Source organism: Abiotrophia sp. (assembly GCF_057275535.1).
In genome coordinates, this window is the sequence record NZ_DBHIRJ010000003.1 from 1 (window position 1) to 14440 (window position 14440).

At 42.6% G+C, this 14440-nt stretch carries 22 protein-coding genes; 4 read left to right on the top strand and 18 right to left on the bottom strand.

Annotation, left to right across the window (positions count from 1 at the left end):
* Positions 1 to 38 precede the first annotated feature (38 nt).
* The 17 genes from ACO53F_RS02665 to ACO53F_RS02745 all read right to left on the bottom strand — a co-directional run bounded on the left by ACO53F_RS02665 (position 39) and on the right by ACO53F_RS02745 (position 10103).
* Positions 39 to 275, bottom strand: a complete 237-nt coding sequence (locus ACO53F_RS02665; RefSeq protein WP_485137192.1) for a hypothetical protein — start codon at positions 273 to 275, stop codon at positions 39 to 41.
* A complete protein-coding gene (locus ACO53F_RS02670) occupies positions 275 to 583 on the bottom strand; it encodes a DUF1642 domain-containing protein (RefSeq protein ID WP_485137193.1) in 309 nt (102 codons plus the stop codon). Before ACO53F_RS02670 ends, ACO53F_RS02665 begins: the two co-directional genes overlap by 1 nt.
* Positions 576 to 818: a hypothetical protein gene (locus tag ACO53F_RS02675; RefSeq protein ID WP_485137194.1), complete on the bottom strand. Its 243-nt coding sequence runs from the start codon at positions 816 to 818 to the stop codon at positions 576 to 578. The genes ACO53F_RS02670 and ACO53F_RS02675 overlap by 8 nt, the downstream gene beginning before the upstream one ends.
* Positions 811 to 1251 carry a hypothetical protein gene (locus tag ACO53F_RS02680; RefSeq protein WP_485137195.1) on the bottom strand — a complete coding sequence of 147 codons (441 nt, stop codon included), beginning with the start codon at positions 1249 to 1251 and terminating at the stop codon, positions 811 to 813. Before ACO53F_RS02680 ends, ACO53F_RS02675 begins: the two co-directional genes overlap by 8 nt.
* Positions 1252 to 1679: 428 nt before the next feature.
* Complete coding sequence (locus tag ACO53F_RS02685; RefSeq protein ID WP_485137196.1) at positions 1680 to 3791, bottom strand: DNA primase family protein; 2112 nt, start codon at positions 3789 to 3791, stop codon at positions 1680 to 1682.
* 25 nt (positions 3792 to 3816) lie between these two features.
* Positions 3817 to 4290: a DUF669 domain-containing protein gene (locus ACO53F_RS02690; RefSeq protein WP_485137197.1), complete on the bottom strand. Its 474-nt coding sequence runs from the start codon at positions 4288 to 4290 to the stop codon at positions 3817 to 3819.
* 25 nt (positions 4291 to 4315) lie between these two features.
* On the bottom strand, positions 4316 to 5230 hold the full coding sequence (locus ACO53F_RS02695; RefSeq protein WP_485137198.1) for an AAA family ATPase: 915 nt from the start codon (positions 5228 to 5230) through the stop codon (positions 4316 to 4318).
* Between the two features lies 1 nt (position 5231).
* Entirely contained in the window at positions 5232 to 5447 is a 216-nt protein-coding gene (locus tag ACO53F_RS02700) for a hypothetical protein (RefSeq protein ID WP_303766023.1), read from the bottom strand.
* Between the two features lie 3 nt (positions 5448 to 5450).
* Complete coding sequence (locus ACO53F_RS02705) at positions 5451 to 6362, bottom strand: lambda-exonuclease family protein (RefSeq protein ID WP_485137199.1); 912 nt, start codon at positions 6360 to 6362, stop codon at positions 5451 to 5453.
* Between the two features lie 2 nt (positions 6363 to 6364).
* Positions 6365 to 7564 carry a helicase-related protein gene (locus ACO53F_RS02710; protein ID WP_485137356.1) on the bottom strand — a complete coding sequence of 400 codons (1200 nt, stop codon included), beginning with the start codon at positions 7562 to 7564 and terminating at the stop codon, positions 6365 to 6367.
* Positions 7565 to 7581: 17 nt separating this feature from the next.
* Positions 7582 to 8148 (bottom strand): HNH endonuclease, encoded by a 567-nt coding sequence (locus tag ACO53F_RS02715; protein ID WP_485137357.1) that lies wholly within the window; start codon positions 8146 to 8148, stop codon positions 7582 to 7584.
* Positions 8102 to 8392 (bottom strand): VRR-NUC domain-containing protein, encoded by a 291-nt coding sequence (locus ACO53F_RS02720; RefSeq protein ID WP_485137200.1) that lies wholly within the window; start codon positions 8390 to 8392, stop codon positions 8102 to 8104. The genes ACO53F_RS02715 and ACO53F_RS02720 overlap by 47 nt, the downstream gene beginning before the upstream one ends.
* Before the next feature lie 288 nt (positions 8393 to 8680).
* Positions 8681 to 8887, bottom strand: a complete 207-nt coding sequence (locus ACO53F_RS02725; protein WP_485137201.1) for a hypothetical protein — start codon at positions 8885 to 8887, stop codon at positions 8681 to 8683.
* Between the two features lie 15 nt (positions 8888 to 8902).
* Entirely contained in the window at positions 8903 to 9115 is a 213-nt protein-coding gene (locus tag ACO53F_RS02730; RefSeq protein ID WP_485137202.1) for a helix-turn-helix domain-containing protein, read from the bottom strand.
* A 188-nt stretch (positions 9116 to 9303) separates the two neighbouring features.
* The gene (locus ACO53F_RS02735) at positions 9304 to 9609 is read right to left on the bottom strand and encodes a hypothetical protein (RefSeq protein WP_485137203.1); all 306 of its coding nucleotides are present in this window, start codon (positions 9607 to 9609) and stop codon (positions 9304 to 9306) included.
* Between the two features lie 11 nt (positions 9610 to 9620).
* Positions 9621 to 9812: an ArsR family transcriptional regulator gene (locus ACO53F_RS02740; protein WP_485137204.1), complete on the bottom strand. Its 192-nt coding sequence runs from the start codon at positions 9810 to 9812 to the stop codon at positions 9621 to 9623.
* 36 nt (positions 9813 to 9848) lie between these two features.
* The gene (locus tag ACO53F_RS02745) at positions 9849 to 10103 is read right to left on the bottom strand and encodes a hypothetical protein (RefSeq protein WP_485137205.1); all 255 of its coding nucleotides are present in this window, start codon (positions 10101 to 10103) and stop codon (positions 9849 to 9851) included.
* 340 nt (positions 10104 to 10443) lie between these two features.
* Between ACO53F_RS02745 and ACO53F_RS02750 the strand changes: the two genes are divergently transcribed.
* The 4 genes from ACO53F_RS02750 to ACO53F_RS02765 all read left to right on the top strand — a co-directional run bounded on the left by ACO53F_RS02750 (position 10444) and on the right by ACO53F_RS02765 (position 13127).
* Positions 10444 to 10785 (top strand): helix-turn-helix domain-containing protein, encoded by a 342-nt coding sequence (locus ACO53F_RS02750; protein WP_485137206.1) that lies wholly within the window; start codon positions 10444 to 10446, stop codon positions 10783 to 10785.
* A gap of 65 nt (positions 10786 to 10850) precedes the next feature.
* A complete protein-coding gene (locus tag ACO53F_RS02755; protein ID WP_485137207.1) occupies positions 10851 to 11492 on the top strand; it encodes an ImmA/IrrE family metallo-endopeptidase in 642 nt (213 codons plus the stop codon).
* Positions 11493 to 11507: 15 nt separating this feature from the next.
* Complete coding sequence (locus ACO53F_RS02760) at positions 11508 to 11999, top strand: hypothetical protein (protein WP_485137208.1); 492 nt, start codon at positions 11508 to 11510, stop codon at positions 11997 to 11999.
* A 6-nt stretch (positions 12000 to 12005) separates the two neighbouring features.
* The gene (locus ACO53F_RS02765) at positions 12006 to 13127 is read left to right on the top strand and encodes a tyrosine-type recombinase/integrase (protein WP_485137209.1); all 1122 of its coding nucleotides are present in this window, start codon (positions 12006 to 12008) and stop codon (positions 13125 to 13127) included.
* Between the two features lie 78 nt (positions 13128 to 13205).
* Here the strand turns inward: ACO53F_RS02765 and dnaJ are convergent, their stop codons facing one another.
* The gene (gene dnaJ, locus ACO53F_RS02770; protein ID WP_298078309.1) at positions 13206 to 14363 is read right to left on the bottom strand and encodes a molecular chaperone DnaJ; all 1158 of its coding nucleotides are present in this window, start codon (positions 14361 to 14363) and stop codon (positions 13206 to 13208) included.
* Between the last annotated feature and the right edge of the window lie 77 nt (positions 14364 to 14440).

The window sequence follows — 14440 nt, forward strand, 5'->3', positions numbered from 1 at the left end:
ATATACCGCTGTGTCTTTAAGTGTCACTTTGATAAACATTAATCCACTACCTCCATCTTTTCAATGCTAAAACGATGATCTTGGTCTACCGGCACTCCTTGCTCATATTTATAACGGACAACAGCTCTTTCTGCTGCTTCAAGTGATGTGTACAGTTTTGCGTATATTTTTGTCTGTACGATTAGGCCGCTATAATCCGAGTGGGTGATAACGTACATATACCGCTTTACGCCATCCCCAGCGCCTACAGCTTTCTTGTCAATCTTCTCCATCATTACTCACCTTCCACAAAGTATCCAAATTCTTCCATCTTAGCTAATGTCATGAAGAAGTCATCTTGCTTGTTAAGCCAATCAGCAACATCAGCAGGTGTGTCGTGTTCCTCGAAGTGAAGGACCCAATGCTTCACAGATCCTTCTGAGTTATCTTCGAACCAATCTGCCACATATTGTGGGACTGTTGGTTTGAGCCACTTAAGATAATTCACGCTATTGATAGCGTCATTCATTGTTAGTGGGTCAATTAAAAATACTGATGCTGTTTGCATTGTTTCAATTACTTTATCAATTAGATGTTTACTCATGGTTATCTCCCTTTCCTACAAGTGCTTCAATGTTGTTCGATACATCTTTTATGGCTTTTTCCATATCTTTGCCAATTGCTCGCCAATCTTCAGCTGTTGGTTTAACGTTGCGTCTGCGCCACTCTTCAGTAACTCTCTTTCTCTCTTCCAGGTGTTCCTTATACAAAATCACACCTAACCCTATCCACGAGCCTAGCGAAATCAGTAACGCAACTACCAAAATTAACTCACTCATCATTCTCACCTCTTAAAATTCTAGATCTCATCCGGCTATAGTCACGTTTGCTATTCAGGACCAAACCGAACTTCTCTTTCAACCTATCCGCCACATCAGTGGCCACGACCGTTTTATCTTTTACCATGGTTGGATACCAGGTTCTTGATAGACCTGTCAGTTTTGCAAATTCAGCATAAGAGAGTTTGTGCTTGCGTAAAAACTTGTTGATAGCATCGATGTTCTCTTTCACCAACTTCATCCGCATCTCTTGCACCTGCTCTTTAATTTTCGGAGAGCTCTCTCCCCTGGTCTCTTTACCCCAGAAGTTTCTACCTAGTTGCTTGAGTTCTTTCTCCTCTTCGTCTGTTATCTCAATGGCTCGACCTTGGCTATCTGTTTTTGACAGTGCCAAAACTCGCTCCCAACCGTCGGGCCAATCGCGTGAGTTCATACCTTTCACCTCTTCATTCAGGCGCAAACTTTGCGCATCTTTGAACAGCCCATAGATTTCTTGGGGCTAGCCCATAGATGAAATCACCATCTATGGGCTGAAAGAATTGCGTCATATCAACGTTTATCCCACTTTCAGCCCATAAGTCCCAAACTTTTGGCCATTTTTCCTATTTCTCTATAAATTCATAATAATAATTAATAATTATGTATTATTATTATTTTTTCTCTAAAAGATAGAAAAAAATATAGGACTTATGGGCTGACATGGGCTGACGCTTACTCTCCCAAGGGTTTAGACCAGCCCATAAGTTGAAATTCATCTATGGGCTATCTATGGGCTGATTCTCAGAAACCGCGTCATATCAACGATATTTCAGCCCATAGAAAGGATGTTCGCCTTTTTATCTACTTAGGGGCTGTTTTAGGTCAAGCATCCACCTTCTCATACAGGAACATTTTGACTCCTGCTCTCCTGGTCTCTCTCGTCTCATAGCCTTTTGCTTTTAGCCGCTTACCAAACGCAATCGCCTTATGAGGAGTCTGGCCAATCTCAGCACAGTACTGGACATAATCGGAGTAGACCATCTTGCGGTCCATGTTAGGGTCGATACCCTTGTTGTTGATATAACTGAGGACAGTGTCACTGTCTTCCATGTAACTTTCTAATTCATGTTTTAGTGTTTCAGACTCAGACAACTTCCCGCCGTTCCTCCGTATCCTCTCCAAACCTTGGAGGGCGAGGTTTAAGATATAGGACTTTGCCTGATCAGATGACAGCTTCTTATCAATCTCAAAGTCAGCTGTCTTAACTACGTTATCGCAGGGAAGAATAACTAAGCGTCGTTCTATCCCACCTGTCTTATCCTTGAAGACTGGCATGTCATTGGCAGTGAAGATGAGCGTTGCTCTGTTCTTCAGTGTGAATGGCTCTTTGTAGATTGGACGAAGGGCCACCTTGTTACCAGATGCCAGGGTCTTGAAGATTTGAGACTTCTCCATGTAGCTAGCGTCGATATCGTCACCGATGTTTACTAACTTCCCCTCTAAACTAGCCACTGAAGTGTGGTCTTTGAAGTTCTCCAAGTTGATATTGCTGCCTAGCTCGCCTACAAAATTGTTCAGCATCTCTAGGAAGGTGGACTTGCCGTTACCACCTTTCTCCCCTACCAGGAAGAAGACCTTGTGAGGGAAACCTTGAAGCATGATAATGTGTCCAAGTAACTCTTCAATGATGAGTCGCAAGTCCTGTCTGTCCTTGACTAAGAAGTTAAGGAAGTCATCAACTGTTTGGTCGTAGGCTTTTGGATCATAGGCCACATCTAAGAGATAAGGTGTGAAGTCCTCAACTGCTCCATCTTTGACCTTGCCACCTTCAATGCGGTAGTCGTTCTTAAGTTGGATGTTGAGTATCTCCTCTTCAATCAGAGGGGCCTTCTTAATTAGCTGATGCAGTAACTCAGTGTCAGCTGAGCGTTTGAGGTTGACCTCTTGGTCTACCAGGCGCAGCAGTTTATTATCACTACTTGACCATGACACGCCTGTTCTAAAGAACAAGGCCTGATTATAGTAGACCACTTGATAGCGTTCGATAAACTCATTGGCATACTCGAAGACATCAAAATCGCTCTTACCTTTGCCACCTGCTCCGAACTTTTGACGGAAGGTGTAGTTGGTGTAGATATCTTCAGGTCGCTTGCCTAAGAACTCGTTGAGCTTAAGTTCATTCTCCGCTTCCCAGATGTGCTTATCCATGGCCAAGAGTTTGACATACTCTCTTGCCGACTCTTCGTCAATCTCACCTACCAAGGCCGCCTTCGCAATCACTGTGATTGCTGAGAGGGCGTTACCATAGTCTTGCAGGTTGTCTTTTTCTCGTTCAATGTAGGCACGTATCATCTGACTGCTTTGACGCTTGGTTAAAGGTTTGACGGTCTTTGGATAATGATGAGACGGTTGATGTGTGTGTGTGGTTGACTGTGTCTCATCTTTTTTCTTCGGTATCGTCAGAATGTTGTCAAAGTTAATCTCGATGTACTCCTCACCGCCATAAAAGAGCCGGCTGCAATCTTTTGTCGATGGGTCCGCTTGAGGGAAGGCCTTCATGAGCCATTTATAAGCTTCAGTGACATCTTCGTGCTTGGTTAGTGGCTGATCTAGCAAGAACACCACTCGGAACTTTTCCCAGTCTTTTTGGTAAGAGAAGGTCTTATAGATAAAGGCTGCATTAGCTTTGAACCAGTCATCGGCCAAGATATCAGCAATCGTGACATAGTCTTCGCCTTTGGCTTTCTCGTCTCCTACCTTGTTGTCGAAGTCCAACATCAAGACTTGCTGAGAGATGAAGTTTGCCTTTTTACGTTCGCCATTCATCAACCCAAGGACCACTGTGTGTCCCTGGGCTAATTTTTCGGCTAATTCTTGCGCTGTGAGTTCTTCTGTATGCGAGGTAATAGTTTTACTTAGGCTCGCCACTTGAACACTATTGGGCTTGTATTCGTATGGAATAGGATGCAAATGCACCTTGTATTTAGTTGGCATATTTACATCTCCTTGCTAGTTAGTTTTAGAAAGCAGGCATATCGTCATAAGCTAAGAACTCATAGTTGCGATAAGTCTTGCCTGATTTCTTAGAAGTTGTCTCAGTGATACGGAGCACACATTGTTTACCTAGTGCCTCGCCCACCGCTTGTCCTAATGTCAATTGGTCTTCCCAATCATCGTCAGTAAGTTGTAAGCCAGTTGCGTAGATGAACTGGGTCATTGACCGGATGGCGTTATTCAGTAAGCCTGGCCATTTAGTGTAGGTCTCATTGTCAGGGTCTACGTTGATGTTGATTAACTCAGTTCGGTCTGCATGGTCCCCACCAACGATTTTGGCTTTGATGGCGATAGCGTCGTAGCCTGATTCATAAACTGTGTGGCCCACTGCTTCGATGACTACATCATACTCACCTGGAGGAATGCTCTCTGCTTGAGACGGGCTAGTTTTTGGATCGTAGTTGGCGGTTACTTGTTGCATTAAATTTCTTAGTGACATAATTTAGTTCCTTCTTTCTCTTTAATTATTTAATCTTTGGACGAGGACGGCTTGACTTGAGTCCTTGTGTTGGTTGTGTGGCAGGTGCTGGCTCTGGTTCTTTGGTTAAAGCTTCAGCTACTTGTTGAGCTACCTCTTCTTCCATTTCCTCAAAGACATCTGCACCTTTGATGACTTCTTCTTGAGCTTCCTCAAGTTTCTTCACGATGGCATCTTGCTCTTTCTTGCTAGTTGGTCGGCTGCGTTCAAACGCTCCGGTCACTGTGTCTAAGATAGCTAAGATATTGGCATCGTCGATTTGTTCGCGTACATAGTTCTTACGTTTCATCTTGACTTGTCGGATGTAGTTCTTGCCAATCTTCTTGCACTGGATCATATAATCACAGTTACCGTTGACGATGTTAACGTGCTTCTCTGGAAGAGATGGTTCTTCAATTGTCACGTTGTTTTCAATCTTGGTGCTGATTCGGCTCACGTACACGATATTCATTGGCAAGGCTTTGAGTTCAATCACCAACTGTTGGAAGATTGACTTGAATGCTGCGTAGCCTTTACCGTAGCCAATGTCCGCTAATGTCTCGACACCCTCTCGGTCGCAGATTGTCGCTTCAATCATGACTACGATATCATCAATAACATCAAGGACTAAAGTCTCGAAAGTATGCTTCTGAGTCTGCAATGCTGTGATGATATCGTCTAGTTGGTCGATGATTGAACGCTCAATCTTACCGTCTTTACCTCGGATATTTCGCAACTCAAGCGATGGGAACGGATTAGCCTTGGCGTTACCGTCTGTATCTAGGAAAAGTGGATTAGGAAACTCACCTGCCAGGTAAGACTTACCGTTCATGGTTTGGCCATAAAGGAAGAAGTTACGCGGTGTGTCGACTGTTGCTTGTTTCTTGTTTGGTGGTAATACCGTTGCTAAATTGATTGCCATCTTAGATCAGCTCCTCTTTTTCTAGTTGTTCTTTTGAAGTGGTAAATTCTTCAGTGATAACCACCTCGTAGTAGATTGAGTCTTTTGAAGTCTTGCGTTGGATAGACTTTTTAATGATGCGCCCTTTTGTATTGGACTCAGCCATAATAACTGCACCCTCTGCTTCTTCCTCTGTTTTGGCATAGTATTTTGTGGTGGTTTGAAGTTTCTTAATCATGGTTTATTCCTTACCTTTCTTTTCTGTGATTTTTACATAGCCTGATTTCTTAGTCTCAGTCTCAAACTCTTCGTAGATGTCTGGATATTTGATTTGGAGACCCTTTTTATCAAAGCCTTTTGATACGGTTGGCAGCACTCTTGTTACCTTCATGAGTGGAGTGTCCAGTTGCTTGATGTCGTATTCCGTCATCTTGTCATAGAGTTCTTTCTTGAGGTCTGCTTCGATAGCTTCCATCTCTTTGAGTTGTTTCTTAAAGGCCACGATGTCTGGAGCTACTCGGTTGAGTTTCATCAGCGTTTTGTCGACATCCGTTCCTTTCGTCATGAACTCCGTCTCTGACATGTCATGCTGATCACGCAGGTACTCGCAACGGACCCAGAAGGTTTCGATAGCATCTAAGATTTGCTTAATCTCTTCCTCGTCCCGTTCTACCTCAATGATTTGGAGACGCTCGACATCGAACTCAGTGTCAAAGTTCTCAGGTCGGTTATACATAGCCAGCCAACCAACTTGGCAGCCTGTTTGCGCCATGTACAATTGCATCTGAGCTCTGTAAACTTTGATATCCGGCTTCTTACCGTGAGTCTTGATTTCTAGGAGTATCTTGTGGTCTAAGTCGATACCGTCGACATTGGACCGGATACTCTTTTCTTCGTCGATGAAGGTATTCACGATAAAGTTCATCTGGTTAACTGCATTGATGTAATCTCTAATCTGTGGTTCCAACTGGTTACCGTACGTTGTGTACTCGTTGCCATGAAACTCACGCTCGATGATACCTAGCTTTTCTTTGGCCAGTTCAAACTGGCTCTTGTACTTGTTGATGCCTAAAATCGTTGGAACATCTGAACCACCTACATATAAGTTGCGGTTCTGAGTTACATTTAGGTCTTGCTTTTGTAGTCCAAACATGTTTAACCTCCTAATTTCGTCATTGCGTATAGCTGCGTGCTAAAGTCTTTCTTGTTGGCCAAGGCCTCCCACACCTCTGACTCAATCGTATGCTGAGTCTCGAACTGGTAAACCGTCACTTTTTTAGTCTGACCGTTCCGGTATGCTCGCCCTAAAGACTGTTCGTAGTCCTGGTAGCTATAAGTTGGTGTGTAGAAAACCACCTCTGACGCGTACTGGAGTTCAATACCTGAACTACCTGACTGGTATTGAACCAGTGTTACTGATGATTTAAGGCTCTGCCAGATGTCTCTAGGTGGAAGGTGTGATGCCTTACCGTTGACAACGTAGATTTGCTTACCTAGCTTGAGTGCTATTTCATGCAGTCGCTCGTATTCTTCTTTGTACTGGTAGAAGATAATCACGTTGCGGTTGGTCCCTTGAAGCAGCATCTCGATGTAAGAGAGCTTGTCTTCTTGATTGGCCCAGTACCGAAGCCCATGGATAAGTTTTGGTATGTTATCAAAGGCTTCATCGTTGAGAACCCTTGTCTTGCGCAAGGTCTTGTATTCCTTCGATGGTTGGAAGGTCACACGACGCTCTACCAACGGCGGCAGATCTAGCGCATCATCCTTGCTGATGCTGACCGTGAACCGGTTGAAGTATGACTTAAGCAAGTTTTCGTTTCGCCAGGCTACAATCTTCTTCACTACCTTCGGCCCAAAGCGCAAGTCTTCGTATACCGCATGTTGTCGGTTCATGTCCGTTTTGTTTCGGAAGTACCCAAACATGATGAAGTAGTTATAACTGTCTTCCCAACCGTTTGAGAGTGGCGTAGCAGTCAGCAAGCAGAAATGTGTAGCTGCTTTGGCGAACTGTTGACCAACCTTCCCTCGTTGTGATGTAGGGTTCTTAATGTAGTGTGCTTCGTCAAAGATAACGAAGAACTGTTTGCTAGGCACTTTCTGCTTAGCCAAGACACCGTAGCTAATCACTCTGTGCGGTATCTTAATGTCATAGTGCTTTTCGATGAACTCAATATCTCGTTCCCAACCACCCTCTTTAACTTTCTGGGCCGGGGCGAAGATAATAAGCGGTTCACCTTTTGAAAATTTTAAATAATGGTGAAGGCTAGTGATGGTCTTACCGGTCCCTGTGTCCATAGCTAGGAAATAGTTTGGTTGAGATCTATCCAAGATTTCTTTTTGGAACTTATAAAGCATAGAGCAGCTTGAAGCTTCTACATAATGTGCGAACATTTTTTGCCCCACCTACTTCCTGTTTTTATGTTGGATATAGCTTGTTGCGATACCCCATATATTTTTGCTAAATCGCACCCTCGTTCTCCTTTTGAAAGTCGACGCTTGATTTCTTCGACTTCAATTTCGGTTAATTTAAAATTAGTTGGTTTCCCTTTTTGCAAGCCGGTGGAAAATGCATGTATTTGATTCTCACTGGAAGTTACCCATTCCAAATTAGAAGCGTCGTTGTTATCTTTGTCCCCATCTATATGGTTTACTTCAGGTTTATTACATGGGTTAGGAACATACACCATGGCGACTAATCTATGTACCATATATCTAGTTCTTACGTTTTCTTTGAACAACGTAACTCTGTGATAACCTTTCGATATGTCATGTCTTAACTTATGAGCTTTTCTTTTTTGACTAGAATTACCTTTACCTTTTACAACTCTAGGCAAAGAAAATACTTCTCCTCGTGGTGATACGACATAATAACCTTCATATCCTGGGATTGACTCATACAAGATGCTCTCGCTCGAAGCGTTCTTGTACGACGAGTACATCGTTTGCGACAATGCCTATCCCTCCTGCTTTTTCAATTTGTTTGATTTTAAATTTCTGCAGCTCGCTGACTCGCCCGCCTTTTGGTTTCTTCACTTCGATACCGACGAAGACTCCTTTTACACAGGCCAAGATGTCAGGTGTGCCTGAAGGCATGAAAGCTGAGCCATGTATCTTAACGTGGTAGGCCCCGATATGATCTAGGTATTTCTTAATATCGGTTTCGACTTTCTTTTCTGGAAGCATAATGATATAATCTCCTTGTAAACATTTACTACTGACCATGTTTTGCTTGCCGGCTACATGGTCTTTTTTAGTTTTTCTGCGAAGTACAAGATGTCCTCAATATGACTCTTGTCTCGCGTCGCATCATAGAACCTTACTGACTTCATTAATTCCTCTAATGCGATTTGGTGCTGTTGTTTTCTAACGCACACCAAGATGATGCCTTCTTCAGTGAAGCGGTAGTCACTTGTTGTGTGTCCGTTAGGTATCTGCTTAAGAGCTCTCAACTTTGCTGAATTGGACAAGTCCTCAAACAACATTCTTTTTCACCTCCAAGTCGTATAACCCTGCAGCAATCAGTGCGATGGCCCAACCGATGATAACGACTCCGTTTGCTAGACCGTCTCCACCAGGCTTGCAATCGTTACACCACCAGGCCCAAACCATGGTTAATGCTCCTAAGATTAAAAGTGATAGAAGCATGTAGATATGGATGTTCTTAAGACTTAGTTTCATTTCTCTCACCACCTTTCAGATGCCCGCTAGGATATCCTGTACCGTCACACCCAATGCTCTAGCAAAGACTTTAAGTCCTTTTTGATTGAGCTTACGTTCACCTGACTCAATCTTAGCCACTGCATTGCGATGAATTCCGATGCGTCCTGCTAAACACACTTTGCTGATACCAAGTTGTTCTCGTATATCACGAATGTTAGAACCGACTGAGTGATCATCCTTCAACATACTCAACACCTCCATAATTCATGGTGATGTTTCCAATGGTTATATTAGGGTTTAAGAACTTAGCTGCCGCTTCAAAGTAGGCATGCACGTTCTTAAGTGTTGTGTTCTCCTCAAACTGTGTAGCCACTCTAACGTGACTACCGTCTTGGTAATGAATCACTGCTTCTATATCCACTAAGACAAAACCTCTATAAGCCATATACAATGCGTATCCTTTCTATCTCAGATAAATCAAACTTAATTGACCGGCTACCCGATTCTAGTAGCGTTTGGTTCTCCCAAAAATGAGCCAGTGGGATGAAGGCGTATTGGAAGTCTTTTATCGACTTACCTAGCCAACACTGTTTGAACCACTTGTAATAATTAGGGTGGGCTTGTACGAACTCACGAAAGGCTCTCAGCTTTTTGCTAGGGTCCTTGTAGTTGAAGATTTCTTTTACTTGCTCTGGATAAACCCAGGCTTGAGAAACTTTCTTTGATTCTATGAGTTGCATGCTTTACACCCCTATCTAATCTTGAAGTCAGAAATGATTTTTAGAATTAGCTTGTTGCCCTTCTCGCTCTCGATGTTTCCGTTGAGGTAGTTGGACAGTTCACTTCGATTGACACTGTATGCTGACGCTAGATCAGCAACCGTCATCTTATGTTGCTCCAGGAACTTGAGGATCTTCTCTCTTCCGCTGCTCAAGTTGCTCATTATACGTTCCTCCTTTCTTTTGTTTGTGGCTCACTTTTAAGGAACCAACTGATAATAGTGACCGGGCCCGATAGACATTTTCCGCTTTTCAAGTCCGTACTTCTTACCGTTGATAATCACAGCGCGTTCGTTGATGACTGTTACTTTGGCATCAAGTTCATCTAAGCCCACTCTTACCAAATTCCATCCGGATGGGTCTTCAGTGATTTGAGCCTTATGAGAAAACTTTTTATCAAAAGTCAAGTCGCTCGTAGATAAACGCCAAGCCATCGCAGTGATTAGATTTAACATTTTGAACACCTCTTTTTTTTAGTATTTGTAAGGCACGTTTATAAATTCGTTCATGAAACTGTTAAAAATCTCAAACCACTATTGACACCCAGTTCGGTTTATGTTACCCTAAGGGCGTAACAAATAACCCTATGAAATAGGCTATTCAAACAACAGTCTCACCGTTCCCCAACGTTTTAACTATTGTGATTATTCAATTTCATAAACGTTTCTTGTTACGAATTTATAAACGCTTATCCTTACGAAAACTATAGTAACATATCCCGAACCATTATGCAAGTGGTTATTCGCAGATTTCGAACTATTTTTTTCTAAGGTTGCTAGAAAGGTTGATTTATCAATGTTTGAGCGTATAAAAGAATTAGCAGCCGGACGCAAAATGACACTGACAGAAGTAGCTCGTGCGTTAGATTGGAACGAAAAAACCTTTTACCATTGGAAGAAAACAACTCCTTCTGTTGATAAGGTTCAAAAAGTTGCTGAATATTTTGGTGTTACTATGGAATTTCTATTGAATGGAAGTGATGAGCCCCAACCGCAAACATTTGCTGCATACTATCGAGTTGATGTTTCTGATCTTACTGATGAGGAAAAAGAAGAGTTTGAACGCGATATGTTAAATGCTAGCGAAGTTCTTGCGGAACTTATTAGAAAGAAACGCGAAAAACAGAATAGAGGTTAAGCCACATTGGCTTTCTCTTTTTTAAGATTTGTACGAACATATATTCGTGAAAAGGAGAGGACGCTATGTCAAAAGGCATGGAACTCATGTATAAACGTATTAAGCCTAAAATTGATTCTTTTCTTGCAGATGTCGCTGATTTCACTGGCAAGGATCTATCAGACCTAACATTTACAAACGTATTTTGTTATTGTGTCGATGTTCTTGACTATGTTTTCGAGCCTGCAATAAAAGGCAGGATTGCCCCCACTAAACTGCTAGGTGTAATTCATTTTACAGATGTTGGCGTATTTATTCTTTATGCTCCAGACGAGAATAAAAAACGCGTCAACTTCAGTTTAGCGCACGAGGTAAGCCATGCTATTTTAGAGCATAATAAACAAGGTGGGCAACACCTATCACAACTAATAGAAGATACTGATTACTCACCTGCTCATAAAAAGTTGGAACGTGAAGCCAACTTCTCAGCAAGTATCTTATTGATAAATGACGCTGCTATTGAACGGTGCATCGAAGAAGGAAGAAGTATGAAGTACATGTCAGAACACTTCGGTATCAGTAACCAGGCGTTAGAGATCAGATTGAAGTTTTATCTGATGTTCAATCATGGCTTCTCGGAAGAGAACGCTCATTATACAGTTAATCTATTCAAGGTTAACCGACTAAAACTTTCAATGGCTTTATACTTGGCCCAACAAAACCAATAGGAGATGACCCAATTTATGAAAAAACTTTTCTTACTTCTCCCCCTCTTCTTGATGCTGGCAGGATTTAAGTTTCCGGAAGATAAGCATTTGGTTGACAGAAACAATCTAGAAAAGACCCAAACAGAAATAGCTGCCAACTTTAAGATTGATAACTTATGGTACCCGTTTGATACAAAGGGAATGGTTCAAGAAAGATATTCAATAGCTTCTTACAGCATGGATAAGAGCAAGGGTCAGTTTATGATTTTTATTAGAGGAGATCTTAACGGAAAGTATACTATTAACCAAGTGGCGGTTAATAATGTGCCTAAAGCGTATGTAAAAGAAATACTAGAATCTTTCGGTGTAGGTATCACACCATCAATAAAAGATGTTATAGATGGCAACACCAGAAGCGCAGACCATGCTGACGAAAAACAATTCGTTTACTTATCAGCTGATGAAGAAGGTTCCTTCTCCATATTCGTATTGTACGACTCAATCGAAGTCACTGAACTAACGGAGTAGATTAAAATGTGGATAGAACAACTCCCAAACGGCAAGTACCGATACTGCGAACGGTTCAAAAACCCACACACTGGAAAAGTCAAAAAAATAAGCCTTGTCAGCTCTAAGAAGAACGACAAGGCAAATATGTCTGTTAAGTTATACGAAGCCTACACAGCCACGCTAGGGGCTCCTAGCGCATCATCTGAGGTTAGCTTTGGTGAGTTAGTAGATGAGTGGTTCTCTGTATATGTCCAAACCGTAAGGAAGAGCACAGCGATTAACCGGCGAAACGTTGTGGATCATATCAAATCTGATCTCGGTCACTTTTTGGCAAGTAAAGTTGATGACATTATGATGAATCAGCACTTGCTTAGATTATCAAAGTCAGGTAGACCTTACTCTTATACTAACAAACGTAGAGAAGTACTTAAACATATCATTAAGTTCGGTGTAAAGTATGGGTACTATGACAATGATTTTAGTGAAAAACTGGTAGTCGAGCGAATTAACATGCCGAAAGAAAACACCTATAAATACCTGGAGCACGATGAGATTAAATCTCTCGTTCAACAACTGGAAGAAATGGGGAAAACGGAAGTCGCTAATCTAAGCATGTTTCAGATGCTGACAGGCGTTCGAATTGGAGAAGCTGTTGCAATAGATTACGAACAGGACATTGATTTGACATCCAGGACTATTACCATTAACAAAAGTTGGAGTCACATGGTTAATGATTTTGGGCCAACTAAAACTGGTAAAGACAGAGTGATACATATCAACGATGACACAATCACCTTGATAAAGAAACAGATACTTATTTCTAAGACAAAGAAGTTGAGATATAAGTCTATTTCTCCTGATAACACTCTACTATTCACCACTAGAACCGGAAAGCCTTATTCTTTGCTTCAGTTCAATAGAGAACTATCAAAGGTTAACATACCAGGCAAAAGAGTAACCACGCATTATTTTAGACACACCTTTGTCACTCTTGCGATTGAACATGGTATCCCCCTGCATCTTATTGCGCATCATGTGGGGCATACAGATACTAAAATGATTGAAAAAATCTATGCCCACCACTCTCAAAAATTAGATGAATCTTTACGGCAATCAATCGAGAGGATGACAGTGAATTTTATCTAAACTGCCCCATGTTTGCCCCATAGACAAAAAAAGACCGACAGAAACATTGTTCTGACGGTCTTTTTTATTGCATATTAATTATTTGCCTTCAAACATATCCTTCATCTTATCGAAGAAGCCACCTTCATGGCCCTTGACAGATTCACCACTAGATTCAGCCAGTTGCTTGAAGAGATCCTTTTGGCGATCACTTAAGCGTTTTGGCGTTACTACCTTGGCGGTTACGTGTTGGTCCCCATTGCGGCCACCGCGTAGGCTTGGTGCCCCCTTCTCGCGTAAACGGAAGGTGGTACCAGTTTGGGTACCAGCTGGGATTTTAAGTTTGACGTTACCATGAACAGTTGGCACCTTGACTTCATCCCCTAGGGCTGCCTGGCTAAAGCTGATAGGCAGTTCGTAGAAGATTTCGGTACCTTCACGTTCAAAGATATCACTCTCCTCGACCTGGAAGACCACATAGAGGTCGCCGTAAGGTCCGCCATTGGTTCCGGCTTCACCTTGACCAGATACTCGCATTTGTTGGTTGTCCTCTACCCCTGCAGGGACCGTGACTTTGACCGAATGCTGTTGGGTTTCTGTTCCAGCACCGTGGCAGGTCGTACATTTTTCCTTGATTTCTTTACCCGTCCCGCGACAGACATCACAGGTTGCCTGAGACATCATGGCGCCAAATGGGGTATTACGCTGAACGTTGATAACCCCAGAACCATGACACTTGTGACAGGTCACCGGCTCAGTTCCTTCCTTGGCACCTGAACCATGACAGGTATGACATTCTTGCTTACGATTATAGGTGATGGTGACTTCCTTACCAAAAATGGCTTCCTCGAATTTGAGTTTAACCCGGTATTGGAGGTCATCACCCCGACGGGCTGCATTGGCTCTTGCAGAACCAGCACCCCCCATTCCGCCACCGAAGAAGGACTCGAAGATATCTTCAAAGCCACTAAATCCTCCACCGCTGAAGCCGCCAAAACCGCCACCACCGAAACCACCGGCACCATAGGAGCCGTCGGTGGCTGCGTGACCATATTGGTCGTACATAGAGCGCTTATCAGTGTCACTTAGGACCTCGTAAGCTTCGGTAATTTCTTTAAATTTATCGGCTGCGTCTGCTTCTTTGTTAATGTCTGGATGATATTGTTTGGATAGTTTACGATAGGCTTTCTTGATTTCGGCGTCACTAGCATCTCGAGAGACCCCTAGGACGTCGTAGTAATCACGTTTATCTGCCATTTTCCCACTCCTTTATTCAAGCCCTAGGGCTTATGACACAGTTAAATTAGAAAGGAAACGCCAAAGACAAGCTCTGG